At 68.8% G+C, this 26495-nt stretch carries 25 protein-coding genes; 6 read left to right on the top strand and 19 right to left on the bottom strand.

Annotation, left to right across the window (positions count from 1 at the left end; all coding sequences use genetic code 11):
* Positions 1 to 25: 25 nt before the first annotated feature.
* The 11 genes from B1818_RS13380 to B1818_RS13330 all read right to left on the bottom strand — a co-directional run bounded on the left by B1818_RS13380 (position 26) and on the right by B1818_RS13330 (position 12198).
* The gene (locus B1818_RS13380) at positions 26 to 1720 is read right to left on the bottom strand and encodes an HNH endonuclease signature motif containing protein (RefSeq protein ID WP_078113006.1); all 1695 of its coding nucleotides are present in this window, start codon (positions 1718 to 1720) and stop codon (positions 26 to 28) included.
* Between the two features lie 361 nt (positions 1721 to 2081).
* Positions 2082 to 3245 (bottom strand): zinc-binding dehydrogenase, encoded by a 1164-nt coding sequence (locus B1818_RS13375; RefSeq protein ID WP_078113005.1) that lies wholly within the window; start codon positions 3243 to 3245, stop codon positions 2082 to 2084.
* Between the two features lie 71 nt (positions 3246 to 3316).
* On the bottom strand, positions 3317 to 4492 hold the full coding sequence (locus B1818_RS13370) for a lysophospholipid acyltransferase family protein (RefSeq protein WP_171011610.1): 1176 nt from the start codon (positions 4490 to 4492) through the stop codon (positions 3317 to 3319).
* Between the two features lie 192 nt (positions 4493 to 4684).
* Entirely contained in the window at positions 4685 to 5737 is a 1053-nt protein-coding gene (locus tag B1818_RS13365) for an NAD-dependent epimerase/dehydratase family protein (RefSeq protein ID WP_058252640.1), read from the bottom strand.
* A 97-nt stretch (positions 5738 to 5834) separates the two neighbouring features.
* Positions 5835 to 5936 carry an AURKAIP1/COX24 domain-containing protein gene (locus B1818_RS13360; RefSeq protein ID WP_003402602.1) on the bottom strand — a complete coding sequence of 34 codons (102 nt, stop codon included), beginning with the start codon at positions 5934 to 5936 and terminating at the stop codon, positions 5835 to 5837.
* A 293-nt stretch (positions 5937 to 6229) separates the two neighbouring features.
* Entirely contained in the window at positions 6230 to 6463 is a 234-nt protein-coding gene (locus tag B1818_RS13355) for a helix-turn-helix domain-containing protein (protein ID WP_004019963.1), read from the bottom strand.
* A 188-nt stretch (positions 6464 to 6651) separates the two neighbouring features.
* Positions 6652 to 7512, bottom strand: a complete 861-nt coding sequence (proC, locus tag B1818_RS13350; protein ID WP_065629198.1) for a pyrroline-5-carboxylate reductase — start codon at positions 7510 to 7512, stop codon at positions 6652 to 6654.
* 6 nt (positions 7513 to 7518) lie between these two features.
* Positions 7519 to 8376, bottom strand: coding sequence for a thioesterase family protein (locus tag B1818_RS13345; protein ID WP_058252638.1), 858 nt, complete (start codon positions 8374 to 8376; stop codon positions 7519 to 7521).
* 38 nt (positions 8377 to 8414) lie between these two features.
* Complete coding sequence (locus B1818_RS13340) at positions 8415 to 9317, bottom strand: sugar phosphate isomerase/epimerase (protein ID WP_078113004.1); 903 nt, start codon at positions 9315 to 9317, stop codon at positions 8415 to 8417.
* Between the two features lie 52 nt (positions 9318 to 9369).
* The gene (locus tag B1818_RS13335; RefSeq protein WP_078113003.1) at positions 9370 to 11166 is read right to left on the bottom strand and encodes a hypothetical protein; all 1797 of its coding nucleotides are present in this window, start codon (positions 11164 to 11166) and stop codon (positions 9370 to 9372) included.
* 54 nt (positions 11167 to 11220) lie between these two features.
* On the bottom strand, positions 11221 to 12198 hold the full coding sequence (locus B1818_RS13330; RefSeq protein WP_176455923.1) for a Ppx/GppA phosphatase family protein: 978 nt from the start codon (positions 12196 to 12198) through the stop codon (positions 11221 to 11223).
* Between the two features lie 54 nt (positions 12199 to 12252).
* Between B1818_RS13330 and B1818_RS13325 the strand changes: the two genes are divergently transcribed.
* Positions 12253 to 13113 (top strand): hypothetical protein, encoded by an 861-nt coding sequence (locus B1818_RS13325; protein WP_058252634.1) that lies wholly within the window; start codon positions 12253 to 12255, stop codon positions 13111 to 13113.
* Positions 13114 to 13141: 28 nt separating this feature from the next.
* Here B1818_RS13325 and B1818_RS13320 read toward each other — a convergent pair whose 3' ends face one another.
* The 4 genes from B1818_RS13320 to B1818_RS13305 all read right to left on the bottom strand — a co-directional run bounded on the left by B1818_RS13320 (position 13142) and on the right by B1818_RS13305 (position 16525).
* Positions 13142 to 13828: a response regulator transcription factor gene (locus B1818_RS13320; protein WP_058252633.1), complete on the bottom strand. Its 687-nt coding sequence runs from the start codon at positions 13826 to 13828 to the stop codon at positions 13142 to 13144.
* Complete coding sequence (locus B1818_RS13315; protein ID WP_058252632.1) at positions 13825 to 15237, bottom strand: cell wall metabolism sensor histidine kinase WalK; 1413 nt, start codon at positions 15235 to 15237, stop codon at positions 13825 to 13827. The genes B1818_RS13320 and B1818_RS13315 overlap by 4 nt, the downstream gene beginning before the upstream one ends.
* Positions 15238 to 15376: 139 nt before the next feature.
* Entirely contained in the window at positions 15377 to 15697 is a 321-nt protein-coding gene (locus tag B1818_RS13310; protein WP_058252631.1) for a GNAT family N-acetyltransferase, read from the bottom strand.
* 81 nt (positions 15698 to 15778) lie between these two features.
* Positions 15779 to 16525 (bottom strand): phosphoglyceromutase, encoded by a 747-nt coding sequence (locus B1818_RS13305; RefSeq protein WP_058252630.1) that lies wholly within the window; start codon positions 16523 to 16525, stop codon positions 15779 to 15781.
* Positions 16526 to 16676: 151 nt separating this feature from the next.
* Here B1818_RS13305 and B1818_RS13300 point away from each other — a divergent pair, with 151 nt between their 5' ends.
* A complete protein-coding gene (locus B1818_RS13300) occupies positions 16677 to 18125 on the top strand; it encodes an APC family permease (RefSeq protein ID WP_078113001.1) in 1449 nt (482 codons plus the stop codon).
* Between the two features lie 66 nt (positions 18126 to 18191).
* On the opposite strand, the gene B1818_RS13295 is transcribed toward B1818_RS13300, so the two are convergent.
* The 3 genes from B1818_RS13295 to mshA form a co-directional block, all read right to left on the bottom strand.
* Positions 18192 to 19799 carry a 4-coumarate--CoA ligase family protein gene (locus B1818_RS13295; protein WP_065629304.1) on the bottom strand — a complete coding sequence of 536 codons (1608 nt, stop codon included), beginning with the start codon at positions 19797 to 19799 and terminating at the stop codon, positions 18192 to 18194.
* An 82-nt stretch (positions 19800 to 19881) separates the two neighbouring features.
* Positions 19882 to 20502, bottom strand: coding sequence for a YbjN domain-containing protein (locus B1818_RS13290; RefSeq protein WP_065629192.1), 621 nt, complete (start codon positions 20500 to 20502; stop codon positions 19882 to 19884).
* 60 nt (positions 20503 to 20562) lie between these two features.
* Positions 20563 to 21918, bottom strand: coding sequence for a D-inositol-3-phosphate glycosyltransferase (gene mshA, locus B1818_RS13285; RefSeq protein WP_078113068.1), 1356 nt, complete (start codon positions 21916 to 21918; stop codon positions 20563 to 20565).
* A gap of 127 nt (positions 21919 to 22045) precedes the next feature.
* Here mshA and B1818_RS13280 point away from each other — a divergent pair, with 127 nt between their 5' ends.
* From B1818_RS13280 to B1818_RS13270, 3 genes are read left to right on the top strand one after another with little or no spacing between them, the layout of a single operon-like run.
* Positions 22046 to 23023 (top strand): metal ABC transporter solute-binding protein, Zn/Mn family, encoded by a 978-nt coding sequence (locus tag B1818_RS13280; protein WP_078113000.1) that lies wholly within the window; start codon positions 22046 to 22048, stop codon positions 23021 to 23023.
* A 44-nt stretch (positions 23024 to 23067) separates the two neighbouring features.
* Positions 23068 to 23862 carry a metal ABC transporter ATP-binding protein gene (locus B1818_RS13275; RefSeq protein ID WP_223259038.1) on the top strand — a complete coding sequence of 265 codons (795 nt, stop codon included), beginning with the start codon at positions 23068 to 23070 and terminating at the stop codon, positions 23860 to 23862.
* Positions 23859 to 24728, top strand: coding sequence for a metal ABC transporter permease (locus B1818_RS13270; RefSeq protein ID WP_065629189.1), 870 nt, complete (start codon positions 23859 to 23861; stop codon positions 24726 to 24728). Before B1818_RS13275 ends, B1818_RS13270 begins: the two co-directional genes overlap by 4 nt.
* Positions 24729 to 24780: 52 nt before the next feature.
* On the opposite strand, the gene B1818_RS13265 is transcribed toward B1818_RS13270, so the two are convergent.
* Positions 24781 to 25326 carry a DUF2599 domain-containing protein gene (locus B1818_RS13265; protein WP_065629188.1) on the bottom strand — a complete coding sequence of 182 codons (546 nt, stop codon included), beginning with the start codon at positions 25324 to 25326 and terminating at the stop codon, positions 24781 to 24783.
* Between the two features lie 13 nt (positions 25327 to 25339).
* On the opposite strand from B1818_RS13265, the gene B1818_RS13260 reads away from it, so the two are divergent.
* On the top strand, positions 25340 to 26488 hold the full coding sequence (locus tag B1818_RS13260; RefSeq protein WP_078112999.1) for a beta-mannosidase: 1149 nt from the start codon (positions 25340 to 25342) through the stop codon (positions 26486 to 26488).
* Positions 26489 to 26495 lie beyond the last annotated feature (7 nt).

Here is a 26495-nt window from a genome sequence, read left to right as displayed (position 1 = left end):
ACGCCGACGGCCCTGGCTCCCCGGATCAGAAGGGCGGTGGGTCGAGGCGATCGAGTTCTTCGCGGGCTCGTTTGTTGCGGGCGCGTTCTTGTCGCCGGCGGGCCAGTTTGGCGTCCAGTCGGCTGGTTGTGCGCTCCGGGTTGTCGGAGGCGATGACCCGTGGGGTAGGTGGAGCTTGGGCGGCTTGTTCGAACCGGATACGCCGCAGGTTGGGGAAGGTGTCTTCCAGGGTTTCGGCGTCGCCGGGCAGGGTGACCCCTTCGGGGGTCTCGTATTCGGTGACAAGGCGGCCGTCGTCGTCGCGGTACTGCACATCGACCCAGTCCCCGTGGGTTTTCAACAGGTGACCGGGGCGGCATTTGGCGTTGAGGTTCTCACTCGACGTCGCCCCACCGCGGGCGGGGTCGGTGTGGTCGTACTCGGTGACGTGGTCGAGATCGCAGGCGAATGCTGAACGGGTGCAGCCGGGTTCGGTGCAGTATCCGTCCCGCACCCGCACGAAGTCGGCGCACGACGTGGTGGGCCGGTACCCGTTGCCGGGATGGGTGGCCGGGTAGATCACTGCGACACTCGCGGTGGTCTCGACGGGTCGATCGGGTTCGGCTGCGTCCGTTTCGTTTTCGCCGTGTGCGCCGGTCGTGGCGTCGTCGGCTCGGGTGTCCTCGGCTGGTGCCGGGCGTTGCGCGCTCCGCCGCTGGTCATCGTCGGCGGTATCGGCGGTGTCGGCGAGGTAGGTGGGTTGGGTGCGGGCGGGGGTGACCGGGGTGAGGGTGGCGTCGGGGCGGGCGGCGAGGTCACGGACATGCTCGTCGCTGATGATGCCGTGCTCGTCGAGAAACCCCACCCAAGGTGCCCCGGCCAGGGTCGCGGCATCGGTCACCACATGGATCACGACCTCGGCGCGGACCGCGTCGAGCACACTCTGTGGGTCGGGGATGTCGGCGGTGCAGGGCTGTTCATCGTCGCATTGGCAGTCGAAGCTGGTGCGGGTCAACAGCGCGAACATCGCATCGGATCGTCGTATCCCCTGGGTGCGGCCATCCCGCCGACAGACCGAGTCGGCGAGGATGGCGACGGCTTTGGCCGAGATCCGCACGTTCTCCGCCGACATCACGGCGGTGAGTTCGGCGGTGCCGTCGGGCAGTTCGTGAGTCCACACCCCACGTTGGTCCATGGCGTCTTTGCGGCGTTGGCGTACCGCATCCGGATCGTGGCGGAACACCAGGCGGTCGACCATGTCCCGCAACCGCGCCCGATCCCACACACCTGTACGGCGACGCACCGTGTCGGCGATCTCGGCATCCAACGCGGGGGTGATCGGGTCATCGGCGGGGATCAGCTCGGTGCGGGAGATGACCAACCGGATCTGCCACTGCGACAGGACCCCGTCACGCAGGGTGTCAGCAACCTCGGGGAGCCGATCCCGTAGTGCGAGGGCCTCGTCGATGAGGGTTTCGGCGTGGCGGCGGGACACCCCGGCTTGGCGGGCGATACGGGCGGCGCAGTCGGCGTGACCGTCCATGACGAACCCGGACGCGCTGGTGGTGATCAGGCGGTCGGTCATCGCCGCGATCGTCTGATAGCGGTGCCAGGCGAGGTAGGACTCGCCTCGCCGGGTGGCGTCGAGGCCGGCCATCAACATGACCATGTCGGTCTCGGCCGTGTGGGCAGGATCGACCCCGGCGATGTACTCGCTCGGTAGATCGGTCCACGCCTTCACAACGCCCCCCGACGCCTGTCCGACCCACCCCTTTTCCGGGGCGTGTTCTGATACCAACCAATCTAAACCCGACCACCGACAATTCCGGATGAGCCTCCACAGCGCGTCACCGTCGTAGACGAAATAGACTCTGAGCGTTGCGGTCTGAGGTCGGCGAGGTTCGCCGATAGCTGAGTTGTGCGGGTCGCCAGGTGGTTTCGACACGGCGACTCGCCTAACGGCTCGTTGCCGGCTCAACCAGCGGGGGGTGGGGGTGGTCGCCAGGTGGTTTCGACACGGCGACTCGCCTAACGGGGCCGGCTCAACCAGCGGAGGGGCCGCACAGTCGACGGAATCCTGCGCACGATCGACGAACCTCCCCCTACAGCGAGTCCACCTCACTCATCGGGTCGATGAGGACCTTGGCGTGGTGTTCGGCGCGGCCGAGGGCATCGAATGCCGCTCCCACGCCGTCGAGACCGACCGTCGCGGTGATCAGCGGTGCGACGTCGACCTTGCCGTCGGCCATCATGTGCAGCGTGTCGTGGAACTCGGCGGGGTCGTAGGCGAACACGAACCGCAACTCGTGTTCCTTGTTGAGCGCCATCGCCGGGCGGAAGGTGTCGGGCTCCATGCACACCCCGACCACGACGATCCGCGACCGGAACGGCGCCTCGGTCACGATGTGCTCGATCATCCCGGGCGTCCCCACACATTCGAAGACGACGGGGCCCTTCGGTGTGGCACCCAGGCGGTCGGCCATGCGGAACACCGAGGACCACGGCGCCAAGGGGATCCGCCGCAGCGTCCGCATGGCGTCGAACGCCGCGCCCAGCAGATCCTGCGCGCGAGTGATGTACTTGCCGACCTCGGCACACCGCTCGAACGGCGACGACACCGTCGGGTCGACGACGATGTCGGCCCCCACGCGATGAGCCAGCACCCGGCGGCCGGGTGACGGGTCGCTCGCGATGACCGTGCGAACTCCGTCGGCCTTCAGCATCGTGATGACGGCCAGCCCGATCGGGCCGCAACCCACGACGACCGCGACATCCCGGCGTCCCACCTCCCCGCGTCGGACCGCGTGATGGGCGACGGCCATCGGCTCGGTCAGCGCAGCATGCTCGGCGGGCAGGTTCTCCGGGATCTCGAAGGTCATGTCCTCCGACACCAGGACGAACTGGGCGTACCCGCCCGGCGCGGACTCCGACAGTCCGGTCAGGTGGGCGTCGGCGCCGTGCCGGATCATCGGGACCGACACCACCGGGGTCCCGGGAGACCAGCGTTTACGGCAACCGGGCCCGTAGGAGACCACCTCGCCGGCGAACTCGTGTCCCATGACCACCGACTGCCCGGATCGCATGAATGCGTCGTAGCCGACCTCGGCGGACACCTGCGCCGTGGCATCGGCATGGACCCGGGCGTGCAGGTCCGAACCACAGATGCCCGCGCGGAGAACGCGGAGCAGTACCTGACCCTTGCCGGGCTCCGGGGTGGGGATCTCCTCGACCGTCAGCTCGCCCTGCCGGCACACGACTGCACGCATGCTCCATGAGTATCAGCTGACGGACCGGAACGGGCGTCGAACGCGCGCCACGCCCCCGCGCGACACCGAGCTCAGCCGAAGTAGACGCTTCCGCGCCGGCTCAGCATCCGGAAGAGGGTCTGCTGGATCTCTTCGCGCACGTGGTCGGTGAGATCGAAGACCACCATCGGGTCGTCGGCGGACGCCTCGTCGTAGGAGCCGGTCTCGATGGGCCGGCCGAAGTGGATGTGCCACTTCGACGGCAACGGCACCATGCCCAGCGGCCCGAGCCACGGGAACAGCGGGGTCACCGGGAAGTACGGCAGGCCGAGGATCTTGGCGAGCGGCTTGAGGTCGGCGAGCATCGGGTAGATCTCCTCGGAGCCGACGATCGACACCGGGATGATCGGCGCGGCGTTGCGCAGCGCGGTCGTCACGAACCCGCCGCGGCCGAACCGCTGGAGCTTGTAGCGGTCCTTGTACAGCTTGCCGATGCCCTTGTACCCCTCGGGCCAGACCGCGGTCAGCTCACCCGCGCGCAGCAGACGGTCGGCGTCGGAGTTGCACGCCAGCGTCGCACCGATCCGCCGCGCGACCTCACTGACGCCCGGCGTGTCGAAGGCCATGTCGGCGGCCAGGACCCGCAGGTACCGGCCCTCCGGGTGGTTGTCGCGCACGGCCAGCGAGGTGATCACGGCGTCGACCGGGATCGTGCCCGCGTGGTTGGCGACCAGGAGCGCCCCACCCTCGCGCGGCAGGTTCTCCACACCGGTGACCTCGACGCGGAACCACTTCTCGTAGACCTGCCGGATCGCCGGGAACCACACCGATTCGGTGAAGTGGGGATCGAATCCGAACTCGTCGACCTCGTACTCCCCCGCCATCCGTTCCCGGATGAACCCGGCGGTCGAGGTGAGGGTGTCGGCGACCGCGCCGCGCAGACCGCCCAGGCTGAACAGCGGACTCGATTTCGACGGACCGCGATGTTCGACGCCCAGCGCCTCGTCGGGAAGGGTGATCTCGTCGCTGATCGGGGTCACCTGCGCGGGCGCGCGGCCGAACCCATCGGTGTTGGGGTGTCCGAGCGTCGACGATCCCCGTTGCGCCGCTGCGCTTTTCGATCGTTCACGACCGACCTGCTGACTCGGATGGCGTCGGCGACCCGATTCCCGGACACCCCGGGCATCGGGACCCGTCGGCGATGTGTAGAGCTGAATGACTTTCGCGGTACGTGCATCTGTCGCTCCGCCACCTGCCAAAGTGCTCACCCCTAGCTGAGTCCTGGGTTCGAAATCCGGGCCGGGTCTGGGCTCGGGTTGCTGCCGGCACTCGGACCGCCGGGGCGAACGAGTCGCGGCGTAGGAGCGCTGGGCGCGATGTGGGTCTGGCGTCCAAGTCTAGAGGTTGCACCCACGTTGCGCATGCTCACGGCGACTTCGCCGCCATCATGACCCTGAATTTCACTGCAACTGGTGGGCGGCCGACACGACCCGTCGCTCGAACGATCTCCACGAATCGGACCCGATCACCGGCGTCACCCCGCTGCGTTCGATGAAGTCGTCCAACGTCTCCAGCGTCGTGTACCGCGGGACGAAGCCGAGTTCGGTCCGCATGCGGGTCGTGTCGAGCACCCGGCCGTAGGTGAGGAACTCCGTCTGCGACGACCGCAGCTTCGCCGACCGCAGGTCCTGGAACACCCCCGCGATCGGCGCCAGCAGACTGCTCGGAACAGGCAGTTCGATGTGCCCGACGCGTCGGATCGCCTGCGTGAGCGTCACCACGCCCTCGCCCGAGATGTTGTAGGTGCCGACCTTCCCGGCGAGGGTGACGTGCTCCATCGCCGCAAGCGCATCCTCCTCGTGCAGGAACTGCAGGCGCGGCTGGAATCCGATCACCGTCGGCACGACCGGCAGGGAGAGGTACGAACTCATCCGGGTGGTGATGCGCGGACCCAACATGGCCTGCGGGCGGACGATGGTGATGTCGATGTCCTGACGCCGCCGACCGAGGCCGCGGACGTAACCCTCGACGTCGAGTAGATCTCGACCGTATCCCCGCTTCGGCTCCCGGGGAGCGCGCGTCTCCTCGGCGAAGTGCGACGGGTCGCGGCTGCCCGCGCCGTACACCATGGCGGTGGAACGCAGCACGAGACGCTTCACCGATGGTGTGCGCTGGCAGGCCGCGCACACCTGCATCGCCCCGACGAGGTTGAACTCCTTGATCGCAGGGGAGTGCGGGGCGGTGTCGGCGATCGACGTCGCGGCGTGGACGACCGTGTCCACGTCATAGGCGGCGAGCGCCTTCGCGATCGTGGGACGCCGGATGTCCACCCGGAGGAACTCCGCTCGCCCCATCCGGCGGAGGAGATCCTTGCGCGGCACCCGCGAGTCCACGGCGAGCACCTTCTCGATGTCCGGATTGGCCGCGAGACGGGCCACCAGGTAGCCGCCGAGGAAGGTCGACGCCCCGGTGACCAGGACCACCCTGGGGGGTGCGGAGGTGGATTCGGCCATGCCCCGAGGCTATCGCCAGTCGGGCGTTCCGGCGCACCGAGGAGGCCCGGGACGACAAAAGGACCCGCCGTAGCGGGTCCTGATGCCGAAGAAAAGCCTATTTACCGAGTTTGCGACGCTGCACCCGGGTCCGACGCAGCAACTTGCGGTGCTTCTTCTTCGACATGCGCTTGCGGCGCTTCTTGATCACTGAACCCATCGGGGCGCTTCCTCACGATTGACACTGATGTACTTGTTCGGCCCTGGTCTGCACTTCAGCCGGGTACGGCGCCGGGAGCGAAGCGACGAGCGGCGGTGTGTCACGTAGGGCTCACCGGCGCATCCAGGTACGCGACCACCGAGCCTACCGGGCGGCACGCCGGATCGGGAAATCGCGATGGCCAACGAGCGGCGGCCGGGGACGCCCACACGCAAAAGGCCCCGTGACCGGCGTGGGCCGGTCACGGAGACCTTTCGAAGAAACTGCTGTTCAGGCGTGGTGCGAAAGCCGGATCAGCCGGCGTCGAAGTACGACGTCTCCAGGTAGTCGTGGACCGCTTTCGCGTGCACACGGAACGAGCGTCCGACCCGAACCGCGGGCAGTTCGCCGTTGTGGACGAGACGGTAGACGGTCATCTTCGAAACGCGCATCAACGATGCAACCTCGGCGACGGTGAGAAACTGCGACGCCGAAGCCGCGTTGCTCACTGCGCCTGTCCTGTCACCAGGAGTGTCTGCAGGTGCCATGAATCACTCATACCTCCGGTGCACGCGTCGCGGCCGCAGGCTTCCCCTCCTGCGGACATCAGACACGCACGTGCTTAAAGAAGCTTAGCGTGGCAGATGTGAAAAAAGCGACGTGAGAGACCGGTATTTCTGAGATTCCTGTGACTCGACCCCAACATGCTGGGGTTTGTCGGCCGTTCGACCACAATTCATGGGGTGTCGGTGACGGCGTGTCCCTGCGCCAAACCCTCGACTTCCACTCGACGTCCGCCGCGGGCGCTGGCGGCCGCGCAGGCACGAGTCGCCTGGTAGACCGCGTGCCGCAGACCGTTGGCCTCGAACTCCCGGATCGCCTCGGCGGTGGTTCCGCCGGGCGAGGTGACGGCCGCACGCAGGTCGACCGCGGACAGCCCCGAGTCGCTCAGCAGGATGCCCGCGCCGCGAATGGTCTGCACCGCCATCTCCGAGGCCTGGGCACGGGTGAGCCCCAAGCCGACGCCGGCGTCGATCATCGCCTCGGCGAGCAGGAAAACGTAGGCCGGACCGGAACCGGACACCGCGGTGACCGCGTCCATCTGCTTCTCCGGCACAACCGTCACCCGGCCGACCGTCTGCAGAATCTTGACCACCGCCTGCAGCTGTTCGTCGCCGACGTACCGGCCGGCCGAGACCGCCGACATCGCCTCGTTGACGAGCATCGGGGTGTTGGGCATGACCCGGATGACGGGCGACCCGGCCTGCAGCGCGCTCTCGTAGCGCGACAGGGGCAGGCCGGCCACCAGGGTCACGGTCACTCGCTCGGATTCCGCGTTGTCCTCCGCCGAGGCGAGGATGCGCAGGATCGAGTCGACGTCGTCGGGCTTGATCGCCAGGAACACATACTGCGCCGACTCGGCCGCGCTCTTGACGTCGGTGACCAGCACGCCGTACTCCTCGGCGATCTCGGCGGCGCGGCTCTCCACCCGCTCGGCGACGACGAGGTCCTTGGTGGGGGTGCCTGCACCGATCAGACCGGCGAGCAGTGCCTCACCGATCTTGCCTCCGCCGATGATGGCGATGCGTTCGGACACGGATGTCTACCTTCCTGCGGGGATGAGGGCGAGCTGACGGGACTGTGCGACGACGGTCCCGGTCGAGTCCACCACGAGGTGGTCCTCCTCGAACATTCCGGGGCCGACCTCGGAACTCGTCGCGGCGAAACGCAGCCAGCCGGGCGCGGGATGGCGCCGGACGTAGGTGGTCAGCTGCACCGTGGGCGCCCATCCGAACAGCGCCAGGTTCATGACGACCGGGGGCGAGATGTCACCGACCAGGACCGTGAAGTACTCGTCGGGTTCGACGCCCTTCGGCCGGATCCACCCGCGGACGAGCGGCTCGCCGGTCTCGCCGCGGACGACGGGGAACGTCTCCGAGTCGAGGACCAGGTCGATGGCGGCGCCGAGGTGGTTGACCTCGGCGATGGGCGAACCGTCGAGCGGGATGCCGGTCGACGACGGTTCCACGGGCACGGAGTCGAGGACCGTGGGGCCGGAGTGGTGCGGCCGGCCGCTGTCGGGACGGGCCATCGTCACCGACGAGGACACCACGGTCCGACCGAGTTGCACGGCGTCGACCGACAGGACCGTGACGGTGCGCCCGCGCTTGCGCACACTGATCACCAGGTCGACGTCCGCGGCATCGGGAGCGGTGAGGTAGTCGCTGGAGATCGCCACCGGGATCATCGCGGCCGCCGACTCGGCGAGCCGGTCGCCGTCCGGCGTGAGCGCGGTCAGCGCGGTCCGGGCCGCCTTCGCGACCACCATCTGCAGCGTGCCGCCGTGCACCTTGGGGCCGATCGTGAACGTCTCGTCGATGTGCGCCCGCAGGGTGATCGAGTCCGGACCGCCACGGTCGACCTCGGTCAGCTCCTGCACCTGGGTGATCTTGCTGGTCATCGTCCCGCCTTCGTCGAGGAGACCCGTCCCCCGACGAATCAGCTGCTCAACTGGCCGGTGGGCTCGGGGTGCAGCTCCCGTTTGAGATGCCGCCGCGCAAAATCTAGCGAACGGGCCAGCAGCGCGCTGCGCTCGGGTTTGGTGCGCGCGCTCCCCGTGGTGACCTCGAGCACAACCGCCCCGGCGAAGTCGCTCGCCGCGATGCGCCGGCACACCTCGGCGCAGGGCTGCGCCCCGTCACCGGGGATCAGGTGCTCGTCGGTGGCGGCACCGTTGCCGTCGGCGAGATGCAGGTGGTTGAGGCGCGAGCCCATCCGGTCGAGAAGAGCGAGGGCGTCGACGCCGGCGGTCGCGGTGTGCGAGAGATCGAGCGTGTAGTGCGCGTAGCCGTCATCGGTCGGATCGATCGACTTGCCGAACGCCGATGCCGCCAGACCGGGACCACCGCCGCGCTTGCTGAGTCGCCGGACCGAGGGCTCCCCTGCGCCGAACAGCCGGTCGGCGCGCATGGGGAACATGTTCTCCACGGCGACCGCGACCCCGCTGTCCGCCTCGAGTTCGTCGACGAGATCGTCGAAGGCGGCGACGTAGCCACGCTGCCACCGGAACGGCGGATGCACGACGACGGTCGACGCACCGAGATCCTCGGCCGCCTCCACCGCACGGGCCAGCTTCACGACCGGGTCGCGTCCCCACACCCGCTGGGTGATGAGCAGACACGGGGCGTGGATCGACAGCACCGGAACCTGGTAGTGGTCCGACAGGTACTCGACCCGCCGGATGTCCTGGCTCAGAGCGTCACCCCACACCATCAACTCGACGCCGTCGAAGCCCAGTTCGGCGGCGTAGGCGAAGGCCGCCTCGGTGTTCTGGGGATAGACCGACGCCGTCGACAGACCGATCGGGATCTCGGCGGACGGACGCAGGAGGTCGGGTCTCATCCGGTCCGCCCGCTTCGCTCCGCTCCCGACGGGTTCATCGGTTCACACCGGCTCACGCGGCCAACAACACCAGCGGCCCGATGGTGACCAGCAGACCCACGCCGAGCGCGAGCAGCGTCGTCGGCAGGTCTTTGGTGCGCCGGACCACATGCGACAGCGTCACGATGCCGAAGATCACCAGGACCGCGAGCACCAGCGCGAAGTACGGATTCCATCGCCACAGTTCGGTGAAACCCCAGAACAGGCCGACGCCGACCGCGAGGCCGACGATCGCCTGTCCGAACAACACCAGCCAGGCCTTCACCGGCGACTCCTCGGCGTCGTCGGTCGCCCGACCGTCCGGTGCCGGTGCCGGCGTGTCGACGGTGCCGGTCCGCTCGGCGGACTCCGCGTCCGCGGCCGAAGGCACGACGTCCTGTCCGGCGTGTTCCGCCGTGGCGGCTGCCGAGTCGGGATCGGCGTCGTCATCGGAGGTCTCGTCGATGTCCGTGGTGTCGTGCAGAGCATCGAACTCCGCCGGGCCCTCGGGCTCGGCGGGACCCTCCGGCTCGCGCTCCTTCACCAGGTCGACCCGGCCCTCGTCGTCCTCGGACGCGGACTCGATCGGTTCGATGGCCTCGGTCGGGTGGTCGTCGGTGGGGCGGTCGGCGGTCTGGAGACTCTCGGTCTCGTCCGAGCCGGTCCACCGACCGTCGGCCTCATGGGTCTCGGGGTGCGCCGCGGCGATCGCCGCCGTCGTGCCACCCGCAGTCGCGGCGGCGGCCGCGGTGGCTGCCCAGTCGTGCGTCGACTCGTTGCCGTCGGTGTGTGCGTCCGGGTGGTCGTCGGTGTGGCGATCGGGATCGTTCCGGTCCCGGTTCTTGCCGCCGAAGAGCTTGCGCGCGAACCCGACGACACCCGACGGACCGGTCTTCTTCGACGCCCCGATCTTGCGGGCCGGGCCCCCGGACCGGCCCTTGCCCCCCGGCCCGTCGTTCCCGCTCTCCACATCTGCGAAGTTGCGATAGGCGTCGAAGTCCATGACCTCGGAGAACCCGCCGTCGCCGCGCTCGCGGGGGCCGTCGGTGCCCGCATCGACCTCGGTCAGGTCGTAGGTGACCACGTCGTCGGAGTCGACGACCGAAAGACCCGACCCGTTCTCACCCACCACCGGGATGATGCCGGTGACGGCGTTCGCCGACTCCTGGTCGACGGGAGCGGAATCTCGCGGCGGCGTCTGCCCGAGGCGACGTGCCACCGCCTCGGAACTGAAGTCGCGCGTCGACATCGGCGGGACGGCTCCCTGGCCGTAACCGGGCATCCCGCTGGCGGTGCGGTTACCCGGCCGTGCCTGGTGTTGCTGGTCGGCGCGCGGCCGGTCGACGACGGGCTGATCGTCGGCCGGGCGGCGCGGGACCGGGTTCGTCGAACGCGGGAACGGCGCGGCGGCCGCGGCCGGACGGTTCCGCGGGGTCGTGTCCCGCTCCGGGGCACCGTTCTCCGCAGCAGTCTTCTCCGGAGCTGCCTTCTCCGGGGCCGCCGTCTCCGGGGCCGCCGTCTTTGCAGGCGCGGTGCTCGCTGGTGGGGCAGCCGGCTCGGGCCGGGTTGCGGGTTCGGGCCGGGTTGCGGGTTCGGGCCGGGCAGCCGGCTCGGGCCGGGCCGCGGGCGCCGCGGAACCCTCTCCCGCGTCTGCGACCTTCGGGATCTCGCCGGTCAGCTCGGACACCGAGAACGATCCGTCCCGGCCGGCGCGTCGGCGGCCGCGGCCGTCACGGGTACGTGCCGGCGAGTCCCCCTGGGACCCCTGCGAGCGGGCGAGAAGTTCCGACACCGAGATGGGTCGGGATTCGGGCTCCGAATCCTTCGGCATGTAGTGGCTCTCCGTCCTCGTTCTCGAACGTTTGGGTCCGGGTCTACCAGGGTGTCAGCCGACGCCCTCGCGAACGCCCTGCACCGGTGTCGGCTCCAGCGCGTCGGCCTGCTCCGCGTCGAGTCGGCGCAGGATCACACCTTCCCGGAGTGCCCACGGACAGATTTCCAGTGTATCGACTTGCAACGCGCGCATCGCCGCCTCGGCGACCAGCGCCCCGGCGACCAGCTGGCCCGCCCGGTCCGAGCTGACGCCCTCGAGTTCGGCGCGATCGGCCTTGGTCATGCGGGAGATGAAGGAGATGAGCTGGCGAAGCCCGCTCGTCGTCAGTTCGCGGCGCACCCGCGGTCCGGCACTCGACGGCGCCGCGCCGGTCAGCCGGGCCAGGCTCCGGAAGGTCTTCGACGTGCCGACGCACAGATCCGGCGCACCGGGTGCGAGCAGTTGGGACGCGGGTGCGCGGAGCTCGGCGTCGAGCCAGTCGCGCAGCACGCCGACCCGCCGCCGGTCCGGCGGATCGTCGGGCAGCCACTCGCGGGTGAGACGTCCGGCCCCCAGCGGCAGCGACAGCGCGACGTCGGGTTCCTCGTCGACGCCGTTGGACATCTCCAGGGAGCCGCCGCCGATGTCGAGAGCGAGGATGCGGCCGGCGCTCCAGCCACGCCAGCGGCGCACCGCCAGCGACGTCAACCTGGCCTCGTCGCGCCCCGACAGGACGAGCACGCGCACCCCGGTCCGCTGCTCGATCTCGTCGAGCAGGTCGTCGGAGTTCGTCGCATCGCGCACGGCCGACGTCGCGAACGCCATCATCTGCTCACAACCGGACGTCCGGGCGATGTGGGTGAACTCGTCGATCGACTCGATGAGCTTGGCGACGGCGCGATCACTCATCCGGCCGTCGGCGTCGATCTGTTCGGCCAGGCGCAGGACGGCCTTGGTCGAACTCATCGGGGTGGGGTGACCGCCACGATGGGCGTCGACCACCAGGAGGTGGACTGTGTTGCTGCCCACGTCGAGGACTCCTAAGCGCACGGGTCAACGGTAGTGCAGCCGCCTGCACCGCCCGATCCCGGCTACCGTGTAAAGGTGACCGCCATTTCGCCGTCCGCGCCTCGCATCGATCCCGCGCCGGAGGTTGAACTCGACTTTCCGCGCGAATGGTACGAATTCGCCGATCCCGCCGACCCCGAGCACGTCATCCGGGCCGATCTCACCTGGCTGCTCTCGCACTGGACGTGTGTGTTCGGCACACCCGCATGTCAGGGCATCCTCCCGGGCCGGGAGACCGACGGGTGCTGCAGTCACGGCGCGTATCTGTCCGACAAGGACGATCGCAAGACCCTCGCCCGCGGCGTCGCGATGCTGACGCCCGAGGACTGGCAGTTCTACAAGAAGGGCTCCGGCAAGGACCCGGTCGGCCCGAAGGGGTACCTCGAGGAGAGCGACCTCGACGACGAGCCCGCCTTGAAGACGCGACTCCACAAGGGCGCGTGCATCTTTCTGAACCGACCCGGTTTCTCCGGCGGCGTCGGATGCGCGCTGCACTCGATGGCGCTGCGCAAGGGACTCGAACCGCTCACGGTCAAACCCGACGTGTGCTGGCAGCTGCCCATCCGTCGTGAGCAGGACTGGATCGAACGCCCCGACGGCACCCAGGTGCTCCAGACGACGATCACCGAATTCGACCGGCGTGGCTGGGGCGAGGGTGGCCACGATCTGAAGTGGTACTGCTCGGGTTCCCCCGACGTCCACATCGGGGCCAAGCAGGTGTGGGAGTCGTACGCACCCGAGCTCACCGCGCTGCTCGGCGAGGCCGCCTATGCGGCGCTGGCAGCGGCCTGCCGGCGCCGGAACGGGCTGGGGCTCATCGCGATCCACCCGGCGACGCAGGCCGCGACCGAGCGCCGCGAGACCGACGTCAAATACGAGCTGCAGCCCCCGGAGTAGCCCCCCGGGGCGCCGCGGCCCGGCCGGCTCACGCCTCGAGCTTGTACCCGAGGCCGCGGACGGTGATGAGGTGCTTCGGATTCGCCGGGTCGGGCTCGATCTTCGAGCGCAGGCGCTTGACGTGTACGTCGAGTGTCTTGGTGTCGCCGACGTAGTCGACGCCCCACACCCGGTCGATGAGCTGACCCCGGGTCAGGACGCGGCCGGAGTTGCGCAACAGATACTCGAGGAGGTCGAACTCCTTGAGCGGCAGGGTGATCGACGTTCCGTTGACCGACACGGTGTGTCGCTCGACGTCCATCCGGACCGGCCCGGCCTCCAGGATCCCGATCTCCAGACCGTCGTCGGGCACCTCCCCGCCGCGTCGCAGCACCGCGCGGATGCGGGCGATCAGCTCGCGCGCCGAATACGGCTTCGTCACATAGTCGTCCGCGCCGAGTTCGAGGCCGACGACCTTGTCGATCTCACTGTCGCGCGCGGTCACCATGATCACCGGGACATTCGACCGGGTGCGCAAGGCCTTGCAGATCTCGGTTCCGGACATCCCGGGCAGCATGAGATCGAGGAGCACGATGTCGGGACTGACCCGATCGAAGGTCGGCAACGCCTGCGCGCCATCGGTGATGACGCTGGCCTCGAAGCCCTCTTTGCGCAGCAGGAAGGCCAGCGGATCCGCCAGCGATTCCTCGTCCTCGACGATCAGAACGTGGGTCAACTCTTGTTTCCTTCGGTGGGTCGGGCAGATGGGTCGTCACCCTCCGCGGAGGGAAGTGCGCGGGGCGGCGCATCGGGATCCGACAGCGCCTGCTGCGCTGCCGGCGGCCAGCCGGCGTCGGACAGATCCTCCGGAATGCACAGCGTGAAGGTCGAGCCGGTGCCGGGTTTGCTCCACAGGTTGATGGTCCCGCCGTGGTTGGCGGCCACGTGCTTGACGATGGCCAGTCCGAGTCCGGTGCCGCCGGTCATCCGGGACCGGGCCTTGTCGACCCGGAAGAACCGCTCGAAGACCCGCTGCTGATCCTCCGGCTCGATCCCGATCCCCCGGTCGGTCACCGCGATGGCGACCATCGGCCGCCCGTCGATCTTGATCACGCGGCGGCTGATCGAGACCACGGTGTCCGACGCCGAGTACGAGATGGCGTTCGAGATGAGGTTGTTCAGTGCGGTGAGCAGCAGCGGACGGTCGCCGCGGATGATGACGCCGATCGGACCGTCGGCGCGCAGTTCGATGGCCGCCGCCTCGGCGGCGAGCGTCGCCGCGGCCAGCGCGTCGTCGATGAGCGAGTCGACGTCGATGCAGGTGAACTCCGGTGTGACGCCGTCCTGGAGTCGGGACAACGCCAGCAGCTCGCTCACCATGTTGCCCATGCGCTTGGTCTCGCCGACGACGCGGCGACCGAAGTGCTGCACCGAATCGGTGTCGTCGGCCGACTCGAGCAACGCCTCGGCGAGCAGCCCGATCGCGCCGACGGGGGTCTTGAGTTCGTGCGAGACGTTGGCGACGAAGTCGCGCCGGGTGGCCTCCACGCGTTTGTGTTCGGTGTCGTCGAGTCCGTACGCGACGACATAGCGTTCCTCGCCCTGCGCGACGATCCGCGCGTGACAGCGCACGTGCTCGACACTGGGCCGGGGCGTCCGGCCGGTAGAGACGAAACCGAGACTCGACATCGGCGGGCTGAACTCGAAGCGCCGTTCGACGCCGGTGTCGAGCACTTCCTTCACGGCCTCCCACACCGGGTCGGCCAGCAGCATCTCGCGTACGAGCCCGAGTTCGACGGCCCGCTGGTTGTACAGCACGACGTCGCGGAACTCGTCGACCACGGCGATGGCGGTCTCGGTGTTGCGCACGACCATGCTCAACAGACCGGCCTTGGTCATACGGCCGTCGTCGGTGGTCGCCTGCACGTCGGAGTCACGGACCTCGGCCGAGGCCGGCACCTCACGGGGACCGAGGGTCGCCTCGGGAACGAATTCGGCGGCGGTGGATGCGGAACGACGCGGGATGCGATCGAGGAACGCGAACCCTCGGGACCGGTCCCGGTCCCGGGTGCGTCGACCGATCACGACACCGAGGCAGAGCGCGAGTACGAACGCGATCGTCGCGGCGAAGATTGCGGCGGTCACAGGGGCAGCTTACGGCTCGACCAACACCGAACGCACATCTGACGAAGGTGTTCGACAGTTGTTCACGCGGAGTTGGCCGGAGTCCCTGCCGACGCGGCGGCGCGCTTCCCCGGTACCGGGGCGGCCGTGTCCGGACCGGTCATTGCGGAACCGGAACCGCCATGTCCGCGAACTCGGGGTGACGTTCGATGAAGCGCTGCACGTACGAGCAGACCGGCACGACCTGCTTGCCGCCGCGCCGGATGTCCTCGAGGACCGCCTGGACCAATTGGCCCGCGTACCCGTGACCACTGAACTGCTCGCGGATCACGGTGTGCGTGATGACCACCTGGTAGGGCTCGGAGACGTAGTCGAGATAACCGACGATCTCGTCGTCGCCCTGGGAATCGGCGACGAGGATCGCCTCGTACCGCTCCTGGGCAGGTGAGTGCTCGATTCGCAGGGTGCCCATGTCCGCCATGCCGTCTAATGTAGCGCGCGCCACACCGTCGACGCCATGGCGAAACGTGTCACGTCTGGATGTCCGAACGGACCCCGACGACTACTTCTGCCCTTGGGCCGCCACCGCGGCGGCACCCGCGGCGGCCGCCTCGGGGTCGAGGTAGGTACCACCCGGGTTGAGCGGCTTCAGGTCGTCGTCGAGGTCGTAACGAAGCGGGTTGCCGGTGGGGATGTTCAGTCCGGCGATGTCGTCGTCGGAGATGCCGTCGAGGTGCTTGACGAGCGCGCGCAGCGAGTTGCCGTGTGCCGCGAGCAGCACGTTCTTCCCCGCCCGGACGTCGGCGACGATCGTCTCGAGGTAGTACGGGATGAACCGCTCGACGACGTCCTTGAGGCACTCGGTCAGCGGCACCTCGGGGAGATCGGCGTACCGCGCGTCGCCCACCTGGCTGTATTCGGCATCGGGTTCGATCGCCGGCGGCGGGGTGTCGTAACTGCGGCGCCACAGCATGAACTGCTCGTCGCCGAACTTCTCCTTGGTCTCGGCCTTGTTCAGGCCCTGCAGCGCGCCGTAGTGACGTTCGTTGAGTCGCCAGTCGCGGATCACCGGGATCCAGAGCCGGTCGGCCCGGTCGAGGGCGATGTGCGCGGTCGTGATCGCGCGGCGCAGCAGCGACGTGTAGACGACGTCAGGCAGCAGGTCGTGCTCGACGAGGAGCTCGCCCCCGCGTTCGGCCTCGGCCCTGCCCTTGTCGGTGAGCGCCACATCGACCCAACCGGTGAACTGGTTGGACGCATTCCATTCGCTCTCGCCGTGCCGCATCAGGATCAGGGTGCCGTTGCTCATGGCCGATAGTTTTCCACAGTCGGTGCGCACCCTCTCCTCACCGGCGCCTGAACCCCCGGCCGGACCCCGGCGCGCACCTGGTGACGACGAAATGGTAATGAACCGGTCGATTCGCCGCGCGAACGGCCATGGGCGGGTCTAGCGTTAGCGCATGACAGCCAGTACAGACGCCGGCGCGACCGGCCAGAATGCGGAGAAGCAGCCCGAGCTCAAACGCGTGTTGGGCTGGAAGCTGTTGTTGCTGTTTATCATCGGCGACATCCTGGGCACCGGCGTCTACGCACTCACCGGCCAGGTCGCCGGCGAGGTCGGGGGCGCGGCGTGGCTGCCGTTCCTCATCGCGTTCGCGGTGGCGACGCTGACGGCGTTCTCCTACCTGGAGCTGGTGACCAAATATCCCCAGGCCGCCGGCGCTGCCCTGTACGTGCACAAGGCTTTCGGCGTCCACTTCATCACCTTCATCGTGCTGTTCACCGTGATGTGTTCGGGTATCACCTCGGCGACCACCGCGTCCCGCGCGTTCGCGGTGAACATGCTGACCGGCATCAACGGCGGCGAGTCCCCGGATGCGACGCACCCCGCTCTGCTGTTCATCGCGATCGGCTTCCTGCTGCTGGTCATGTTCATCAACTTCCGCGGCGTCGCCGAAGGTGTGGGCACCAACGTGGTCCTGACCCTTGTCGAGCTGACGGGTCTCCTGCTGGTCATCTTCATCGCCCTGTTCTTCGTGTTCGGTGGCAACGCCGATCACTGGGATGCGGTGGTGGTTTTCGAATCGCCGGAGGAGAGGAACATCCTCATCGCGGTGTCGGCGGCGACGGCGCTGGCGTTCTTCGCACTGGTCGGATTCGAGGATTCGGTCAACATGGCCGAGGAGTGCAAGGAACCGACCAGGATCTTCCCCAAGGTCATGCTCAGTGGTCTGGGGATCACCGCGGTGGTGTACGTGCTCATCGCGATCCTCGCGGTCGCGATCGTGCCCGTGGGTGTGCTCGCCGAGAGCGAGACCCCGCTCGTCGACGTCGTGCAGACCGCCGCCCCGGACTTCCCGATGACCGAGCTGTTGCCGTGGATCTCGATGTTCGCGGTGGCCAACACGGCCCTGATCAACATGATGATGGCCAGCCGGCTGCTGTACGGCATGGCCAAGCAGGGTGTCCTGCCCAAGTTCCTGGCCTACGTCCATCCCGGACGCCGTACCCCGTTCGCCGCGATCGTGTTCACCACCGTCATCGCGCTGTGCCTACTGGTCTACGTCAGCGCCGACCCGAAGGGTTCCATCGTCGGACTGCTCGGCGGCACCACCGCACTGCTGCTGCTCGCGGTGTTCACCGTCGTCAACGTCTCCGTCCTGGTGCTGCGCAAGGATCACGTGGGACACAACCACTTCCGCACCTATACGCCGGTTGCGGTGCTCGGCGCCGTGACCTCCGGGGCGCTCACCCTCCCGTTTGCCCGCGCCGACAACCAGCAGTACGTGATCGCGGCCTGGCTACTCCTGCTCGGCGTCGTGCTGTGGGCGTTCACCTACTGGCATCAGAAGCGAACCGGCGCCGAAGCGGCCTCCTACGACGACATCCCGCCCCACGAGATCCCGTGACGCACAAAAATCCGTATGACGTTGTGCCCGGTTTCCGGGCACAACGTCATACGGATGCCGCAGAGACTACTTGCGGAGGTCCTTGCGCAGGATCTTGCCCGAGGCCGACTTGGGGATCGTCTCGATGAACTCGACGGCCCGGACCTTCTTGTGCGGGGCCACCTTCGACGCCACGAACTCGATGACCTCGTCGGCGGTGATCTCCGCATCGGGCTGGCGCACGACGAAGGCCTTGGGGATCTCCTCGCCCGACTCCGCCTCGATCACGCCGATGACCGCGGCGTCGGCGATCTTGTCGTTGGTGAGCAGCAGCGCCTCGAGCTCGGCGGGCGGCACCTGGTAGCCCTTGTACTTGATGAGCTCCTTGAGCCGGTCGACGATGTAGACGCAGCCGGTCGGATCGACCTGCGCCATGTCGCCGGTGTGCAGGTAGCCGTCGGCGTCGATGGTGTCGGCGGTCGCCTGATCGTTGTTGAGGTAGCCCAGCATCACGTTCGGCCCCTTGACCCACAGCTCGCCCGGCTCCGACAGTCCCTCGCTCGGCAGCTCGATCTCGGCACCCGATGCGGGGTCGACGATCTTGTTCTCGGAGTTCGGCACCGCCCACCCGGTCGAGGACAGCGGCGGGTCCTGCTGACCCAGCAGGCCGGGTGTGTCGGCCGGGATGATGTGACTCACCGGCGACAGCTCACTCATGCCGTAGCCCTGCAGCATGTGCAGGTCGAGACGTTTGGCGACGGCCTGGCCCAGCTCGTCGTCCAGCGGCGCCGCGCCCGACATCATCGTGTGCAGCGAGGACAGGTCGTAGTTGTCGATGATCGGGTGCTTGGCCAGCGCCACGGCCACCGGCGGTGCGATGTAGGCCATGGTGACCTTGTGGTTCTGGATGTTCTCGAGGAACTCGACGAGGTCGAACCGCGGCATCACGACCAGCGACGCCCGGTTGTACAGCGCCGCGTTCAGCAGCACCGTCATCCCGTAGATGTGGAAGAAGGGCAGCACCGCGATCACCACGTCGTCGGCGCCCATGCCCTGCAACGGTCGGATCTGCGCGACATTGGCGACCAGGTTGCGATGCGAGAGCGCGACGCCCTTCGGATTCCCGGTGGTACCGGAGGAATACGGCAGGACCGCGACGTGCGTGGCCGGATCGAACGACACCTCCGGTGCGGCCAGTCCGGCGCCCAGGAGGTCCGCCGCATTCGGGTGGCCGGAGGCGTCCTGGCCCTCGCCGTCGAGGACGATCAGGTCGGCATCCGCCAGCCCGACCTCGTCGGCGGCGGCCTTGGCCTGCTCCAGCATCGGCGAGATGGTCACCAGCATCTTGGCGCCGGAATCCCGCAGCTGCTTGGCGATCTCGGGCCCGGTGAAGAGTGCGTTGATCGTCGTCGCGGTGCCGCCGGCCCGCAGAATCCCGTGGAACACCGTCGCGAACGCCGGGATGTTGGGCGACAGGATGCCCACCACGTCGCCCACGCCGATCCCCCGCGACGCCAACGCGCCCGCCGCCGCCTCGATCTGCGAGATCAGCTGCGCATAGGTGGTCGTCGCCCCCGACTTCGGGTCCACCAGCGCGGTACGGGCGAGGTCCTCCTCGGCCACCGCGCCGAACAGGAACTCGAACACACTCACGTCCGGGATCTCGACGTCGGGGAACGGACTCGTGAAGCTCATGACACCTCCATTGGGGAATTTCTCGACCACATCGTATCAACGCACGTTGATACGATGTGACGTGGACCTCTCTCGAGAGAGTCTACGATTCGTCCGATTCGGCGGTCGACGGATCCTCGGTGACGCTCTGCGCACCGTCGACGACCGACTCACCCGGTACGTAGCGGCCTTCGAGCGGCTTCCCCGCCTCCGGCAGGGACTCCTTGTCGATGAGGTGCTCGAAGGCGAGCAGGTTGCGCAGCGATTCGCCGCGGGACACCCGCCACGCCCACTCCCGCTGGATCGAGGTCAGGAACCCGAGTTCGAGCAGGGTGTTGAAATCCCCGTCCGCGGCCTCGAGGACCTGCCCCAGGATCCGGTCGACCTCGCCGGAACTCAACCCGTCGGCGGAGATCCGGCCGACGAGGTAGATGTCACCGGTGTTGTCGATGGTGTAGGCGACGCCGTACAGCCGGCGGTTGCGCTTCAGCAGGTACTTGTACACGCCGGCGTGGTTCTCGTCGGGCCGGCGGCACACGAAGGCCTCCACCCGGACGCCGTGCTCGCTCGCCGTCAGCAGCACGGTGGTCTTCAGTTTGCGTTCGCCGGGCAGCTCGACGACCACGTGATCGACGTCGGCCCCGCCGCCGCTCTTGCGTGCGAAGGCGATCTCGTTCTCGCCCAGCGTCTTCTCCAGCAGGTCGACGACCTCGTTGCGACTCACGGCATCCTCTCGTCGGTGATATCGGGAACCCCTTGCGCAGCGGGCGATTTCGGCGCAGCGTCAGACGGTGACCCGGTTGCGCCGACGACGCCAGCGGCGTCGGAGGCGCGCCGAGGCCGCGGCCGTAGCGGACACCTCGGGCGACGCCGGGCGCTGGTGCGCGGCGAACGACCGCATCGCCCGGCCGTAACTCTCGAGAAGCTGATCGACCGTGTGTTCCCAGGAGAACTGCTCGGCGTGGGCGCGGGCGTGCTGTCCGAGCTCGACGAGTCGATCGGGTTGCGCGAGAAGCTTTTCCAGCGCATTCGTCCAGTCCCCGACCCGATGCCCGTTGACCAGCACTCCGGTCCGGCCGTCGTCGACCGCCACCCCGAGGCCACCCACATTCGCGGCGATGACGGGCGTCCCGCAGGCCTGCGCCTCGATCGCGACCAGTCCGAAACTCTCCGAATGACTGGGCACGGCAACCACATCCGATGCCCGGTAGACCTGCACCAGACGGTTCGACGGCTGGGGCGGCAGGAAGGTGACCGAATCGGCGATCCCGAGTTCGGCGACCTGATCCATCAGCGCGGTGGGCCGTTGCAGCCCCGACCCCGACGGCCCGCCGACGATGAGCACCCGCAGCTTCCGCCCGGTCGCGGCGGACTCACCGATGAGCGGCGCGACCGCGTCGACGAGGAGGTCCGGGGCCTTCAGCGGTTGGATGCGCCCGACGAACGTCACGATCATCTCGTCGGGGTCCAGGCCGAGCTCCGCGCGGGCGGCCGCGACGGAACCCGGTGTGTAACAGTCGAGATCGGCACCCGGGGTCACCACGTCGATACGGTCGGCGGCGGCACCGTACATCGAGAGCAATTCGGTCGCCTCGGTCTGGGTGTTCGCGACCAGGCGATCGGCCTCCCCGACCACCTGCTGCTCCCCGATGACCCGTAGCTGCGGCTCGGCGGTGTCGCCGTCGGCCAGCGATGCGTTCTTGACCGCGGCCAGGGTGTGCGCGGTGTGCACCAGGGGGACACCCCACCGGTCGCGGGCGAGCCACCCCACCTGGCCGGAGAGCCAGTAGTGCGAGTGGATGACGTCGTAGTGACCGGGCGCCTGCGCGGCCTCGGCCCGCAGGACCCCGGCCGTGAACGCACACAGCTGGGCGGGCAAGTCGCGCTTGTCGAGGCCCTCGAACGGGCCGGCGACGACGTTGCGCACCGTCACCCCCGGCGCTGCGGCGACCGACGCCTGGTCGGCCGACGACGTCGCGCGGGTGAAGATCTCGACCTCGACTCCCCGACGGGCCAGCCGCGTCGCGGTCTGCCAGACGTAGACGTTCATCCCGCCGGCGTCGCCGGTGCCCGGCTGCGCCAGCGGCGAGGTGTGCACGGAGATCAGCGCGACACGCCGCGGGGACGGGCTCGAGGTCATGGTCTCCACCATAGAGAAACGCCGTGTCGGGCGAGGAGTCCCCCGGCCTGCGGACATCCTGCACGCCCGTCGCCGCGATCACCTAGACTGCTTTCGGTAACGATTGTCATTTGCGTGAAGGTTGTCGATGAAGAAATCCCTGCTGGCCACGGCCGGTGTGCTGTCCGCCGCCGCCCTGGTGTTGTCCGCCTGCTCCAGCGACTCCGGCGGGACCGACGGCCCCCCGACCGTGGTCGCGTCCACGAACGTCTGGGGTTCGGTGGCGGTCGCGGTCGCCGGCGACAACGCCGAGGTGACCGCGCTGTACACCAACGCCGACGGTGATCCGCACGAGTTCGAGCCCTCGGCAGCGGACACCGCGACGATCGCCGATGCCGACATCCTCGTGTTCAACGGCGGCCACTACGACTCCTACATGGAGGAGGCGGCGGCCAACTCGGACGCGACGGCGGTCGACGCCTACGCCCTGCTCGGCAGCGACGAGCATGCCGACGAGGCCGGTGGCGATCACGGCGACGAGCACGCGTCCGGCGATCACTCCGACGGTGCTCACGACCACGCGCACGGCGACCAGAACGAGCACGTCTTCTACGACCTCCCCGTCGTCGCCCAGGTGGCCGACAAGGTCGCCGACGCACTGGCCGAGAAGGACCCGGGCAACGCGGAGTCCTACCGCGCCAACGCCGAGACCTTCACCACCGGCATCGACGGTCTGCGCGCGAAGCTCAGCACCATCCGGGAGCAGCACGCCGACACCGAGGTCGCCCAGACCGAGCCGCTCGCGGGCTACATGCTGACCGAGGCCGGGCTCGTCGACATCGCGCCGGCCGGTTTCACCCAGGCCGTCGAGGAGGGCCAGTCACCCGCGGCCGCCGACCGTGCGGCACTGCAGGACATCCTGGCCGACCGTCGGGCGAAGGTGCTGATCTACAACACCCAGGCCGTGGACCCGGTGACACAGGCCATGCTCGACGTCGCGCGCTCCGCGGGCGTCCCGGTCGTGGAGTTCACCGAGACCCTGCCCGACGGCGTCACCGACTACGTCGTGTGGCAGGGCGCCCAGATCGACGCCCTGACCGCGGCGCTGGGTTCCGGCTCCAATTGACCGGGGCAGGCGACTCGACCGGGGCAGGCACGGGCAGGCCGGTCGTGGAGTTCACCGGCGCCCGGCTCGCGTTCGGCGACCGGGTTCTCTGGGACGACCTCGACCTGACGATCGAACCGGGTGAGTTCGTCGCGGTCCTCGGGCCGAACGGCTCCGGCAAGACGTCGTTCCTGCGGGTTCTGTTGCACCAGTACGCGCTCGACCGCGGCACCGTGACCACCACCGACGCCGTGGGCTACATCCCCCAGCAGCACGCCGAGGACGACGCCGACCCGATGGCCATCCGCGGCCGGGACCTCGTCGGGTTCGGTGTCGACGGCGGCCGCTGGGGTGTCGGACTGCGGGGCCGGGCACGACGACGCGCACTCGTCGACACCGCGCTCGGTTCGGTGGACGCCCTGCCGTACGCCGACGCCCCGCTGGGCGTCCTGTCCGGCGGCGAGCAGCAACGGCTACGCGTTGCCCAGGCGGTGGTGAGCGATCCCGCGCTGCTGCTCTGCGACGAGCCGCTCGCCAGTCTCGATCCGACCAATCAGCAGGTGGTCGTGGACCTCATCGATCGCCGGCGCCGGGACGCCGGGACGGCCGTCGTGTTCGTGACCCACGAGATCAACCCGATCCTGCCCTTTGTCGACCGGGTCCTGTACCTCGTCGACGGCCGGTTCCGCATCGGCGAGCCGCATGAGGTGATGACGACGGAGACGTTGAGCGAGCTGTACGGCAGCGACGTCGAGGTGCTGCGCGTCAACGGCCGTCTGGTCGTGATCGGCGGCGAGGACGCCCATCACTGCGCCGCCGACAGCGAACCGGGTGTCGCGAGGCGAGGCGGTCCGGCGTGAGCGTCACCCACCTCTCCGTCGACCGTTCGTTGAGCGACCTCTGGGATTTCTCCACCACCATCGACCTGCTGGGTTACGACTTCATGCAGCAGGCACTGCTCGCGATGGTGCTGCTCGGCCTCCTGGGCGGCCTGCTGGGCCCGCTCATCGTCGCCCGGCAGATGTCCTTCGCGGTGCACGGCGCCAGCGAACTGTCGGTGACCGGTGCCGCGGCGGCCCTGCTGATCGGGTTCAGCGTGAACCTCGGCGGCGTCATCGGCGCGGTCATCGCCGCGGCGGTGTTCGGCTTCCTCGGCAACAAGGCGCGGGAGCGCGACTCGGTGATCGGCGTCGTGATGGCGTTCGGCCTCGGCATCGGCGTCCTGTTCCTGGCCTTGTACGGCCGGATCGGGACCGGCTTCGCGTTGCTGACCGGTCAGGTCGTGAGCGTCGGCATCAACGGCCTGGTCGCGATCGCCATCACCACGGGCATCGTCGTCGTCGTGCTGGCCGTCATCTACCGGCCACTGCTGTTCGCCTCCACCGATCCCCGGGTCGCGCAGGCGCGGGGGGTACCCATCCGCACCCTGTCGGTGGTGTTCGCGATCATCATGGGCCTGGCGGCCGCGCAGGGCGTGCAGATCATCGGCGCGCTGCTGGTGATGTCGCTGATGATCACCCCGGGCGCCGCCGCCGCCCGCGTCACGTCGAATCCGACGCGCACGCTGGTGTTGTCGGTCGTGTTCGCCGAGGTCGCGGCGGTCGGCGGGCTGCTGATGTCGCTCGCTCCCAAGCTGCCCGTGTCGGTCTTCGTCACGATCATCTCGTTCGCGATCTACGTCGTGTGCCGGATCATCGGCAACCGCCGCGTGCATTCCACGCGCTGATCCGACAGAACACAACCACTTCCGGGCCGCCTCGCTCACACCGCAGTACGTTTCATTCCTCGGCGAAGCCGGGGTTGCAGCCGGCGCCGACCATGTCCTCCTCGGCGACGACCGGCCGGCCGGGTTCGAGGTTCCAGCTGGGCTTCTCGGGTTCGACGATGCGGGCGAACCGCCAGTGGCAATCGAACTGGGCCTGCATTCCGGGGGTGTCGGCGGTGGGGTCGAGAGCGACGACCTCCGCCCACGCGGCGGCCATCGCGCCGGGGTCGGTGGTGTAGCGCCCGGAATTCGTGGGGAACACCGAGAGGCTCGGACCGACGTCGGTGTCGGTCCACTCGGTCCGCTCGATGTACGGCGGGCGGTAGACGATCGTCGGCGCGCTCTCGGTGGGCGAGTACGGGCCCGATGAATACGGGGTGGGCGACGGGCTCGTCGTGCTCGAGCCGATCGTGGTCGGACCCGGTGCTGCGGGCTCGACCGTGTCTGTCCCGCACGCGGACAGGACCGCGGCGACGGCCAGCGCGCCGGCCGCGGCGCGCCACCGCCGCCGCCCTCCGTCGGCCACTCCCGCACCCGCCCTGCGCAACCCCGTCGACATACCGACACCCTAGGTGACGGGTAGCCTGCACCTTGTGGTCCGCCGGCGCACGCACAAGCGGGCGGTCGGGTTGTTCGTCACCGCGATCGCCGTCGTCGTGCTGTGCCTCGCGGGGTGTGCGCGCACCCCCGATCCGGGACCTCCCCAGATCACCCAGTCGCATCGGGCCTCGACCACTCCCACCGGCCTGGTACTCGACGGAAAACCCTGGTGGCCCGCGGGTTTCAATGCGTATCAGCTCAGCACCGACTGGTCGGTCAACCGCGGCTGCGGCGCCCAGGTCGATGCCGACGGGTACTTCGACAGACTCCCGCCCCGCGCGCTGACTCGATTCAACCTGTACTCGGTCTTCGCCGTCGACAAGCGCAGCGGGCTCATCGATTTCGGGCCGATCGACCGGGTCTTCCAGGCCGCGGCCCGGCATCACCAGATGGTCCTGCCGGTCCTCACCGGAGGCTCGGGCGACTGCGAGGACGAGCGGTTCAAGGAACGCGACTTCTATGTCGACGGTTGGCAGAGCCAGGAGATCGTCGGCGGGCTGACGTACGCGGAGTGGGTCGAGATCGCGGTGACCCGCTGGCACGACGAGCCGTCGATCGCCGGCTGGGAACTCGTCGGGGAGCCCGAGGCGAGCGAATGCGGTCCGGCCTCGTGCAACTGGGAGGCGCGAACGTGTCCCGACGATGCCACGGCCGTGTTGCGCGCGTTCTTCGACCGCGCCGGCGCCCATCTCCGGGCCTACGACGCCGACCGTCCGATCTTCTCTGGAGTGGTGGGCGGCGACCAGTGCGGCCTCGCAGGCGCGGGTTATGCCGAGGTCCTGGGCTCGGCCGGCGTCGACGTGCTCGACTTCCACGACTACCGCTCCGATGTCGATCCCGAATCGGGGCCCGCGGGCAGCAATCTGCGCGCACGACTGGCGCAGGCTCGCGAGCTCGGAAAACCGCTCGTGGTCAATGAGATCGGGATACGCGCCGGCTCATGTGGCTCGATCACGAACCGGGCCGAACAGTTCGAGACCATCATCGCGCGCCACCGCGACGCCGGGGTCGCCGGCACGCTGCTGTGGTCCTTAGTCCCGGATCCGCGCGGCGCGCAGTGCACGTACGACATCGGGTTGCATGACCCGGCCTGGAATGTGGTGCGCGAGTACGCCTCCTGACCGCGTG

It is taken from the genome of Gordonia sp. IITR100 (assembly GCF_002009645.1).
Taxonomy (GTDB): Bacteria; Actinomycetota; Actinomycetes; order Mycobacteriales; family Mycobacteriaceae; genus Gordonia; species Gordonia hongkongensis.
The sequence above is the reverse complement of the archived record's forward strand: the minus strand, read 5'-3'. Positions and strand labels throughout refer to the sequence as shown.

What these genes read in the sequence shown, in the direction of transcription:
- B1818_RS13300 (WP_078113001.1), top strand. Translation starts at nt 16,677, where the DNA reads ATGACAGCCAGTACAGACGCCGGCGCGACCGGCCAGAATGCGGAGAAG.
- B1818_RS13360 (WP_003402602.1), bottom strand. Translation starts at nt 5,936, where the DNA reads ATGGGTTCAGTGATCAAGAAGCGCCGCAAGCGCATGTCGAAGAAGAAG.
- B1818_RS13335 (WP_078113003.1), bottom strand. Translation starts at nt 11,166, where the DNA reads ATGCCGAAGGATTCGGAGCCCGAATCCCGACCCATCTCGGTGTCGGAA.
- B1818_RS13355 (WP_004019963.1), bottom strand. Translation starts at nt 6,463, where the DNA reads ATGGCACCTGCAGACACTCCTGGTGACAGGACAGGCGCAGTGAGCAAC.
- B1818_RS13295 (WP_065629304.1), bottom strand. Translation starts at nt 19,799, where the DNA reads ATGAGCTTCACGAGTCCGTTCCCCGACGTCGAGATCCCGGACGTGAGT.
- B1818_RS13365 (WP_058252640.1), bottom strand. Translation starts at nt 5,737, where the DNA reads ATGGCCGAATCCACCTCCGCACCCCCCAGGGTGGTCCTGGTCACCGGG.
- B1818_RS13305 (WP_058252630.1), bottom strand. Translation starts at nt 16,525, where the DNA reads ATGAGCAACGGCACCCTGATCCTGATGCGGCACGGCGAGAGCGAATGG.
- B1818_RS13265 (WP_065629188.1), bottom strand. Translation starts at nt 25,326, where the DNA reads ATGTCGACGGGGTTGCGCAGGGCGGGTGCGGGAGTGGCCGACGGAGGG.
- B1818_RS13345 (WP_058252638.1), bottom strand. Translation starts at nt 8,376, where the DNA reads ATGACCAGCAAGATCACCCAGGTGCAGGAGCTGACCGAGGTCGACCGT.
- B1818_RS13375 (WP_078113005.1), bottom strand. Translation starts at nt 3,245, where the DNA reads ATGCGTGCAGTCGTGTGCCGGCAGGGCGAGCTGACGGTCGAGGAGATC.
- B1818_RS13280 (WP_078113000.1), top strand. Translation starts at nt 22,046, where the DNA reads ATGAAGAAATCCCTGCTGGCCACGGCCGGTGTGCTGTCCGCCGCCGCC.
- B1818_RS13340 (WP_078113004.1), bottom strand. Translation starts at nt 9,317, where the DNA reads ATGAGACCCGACCTCCTGCGTCCGTCCGCCGAGATCCCGATCGGTCTG.
- mshA (WP_078113068.1), bottom strand. Translation starts at nt 21,918, where the DNA reads ATGACCTCGAGCCCGTCCCCGCGGCGTGTCGCGCTGATCTCCGTGCAC.
- B1818_RS13310 (WP_058252631.1), bottom strand. Translation starts at nt 15,697, where the DNA reads ATGGCGGACATGGGCACCCTGCGAATCGAGCACTCACCTGCCCAGGAG.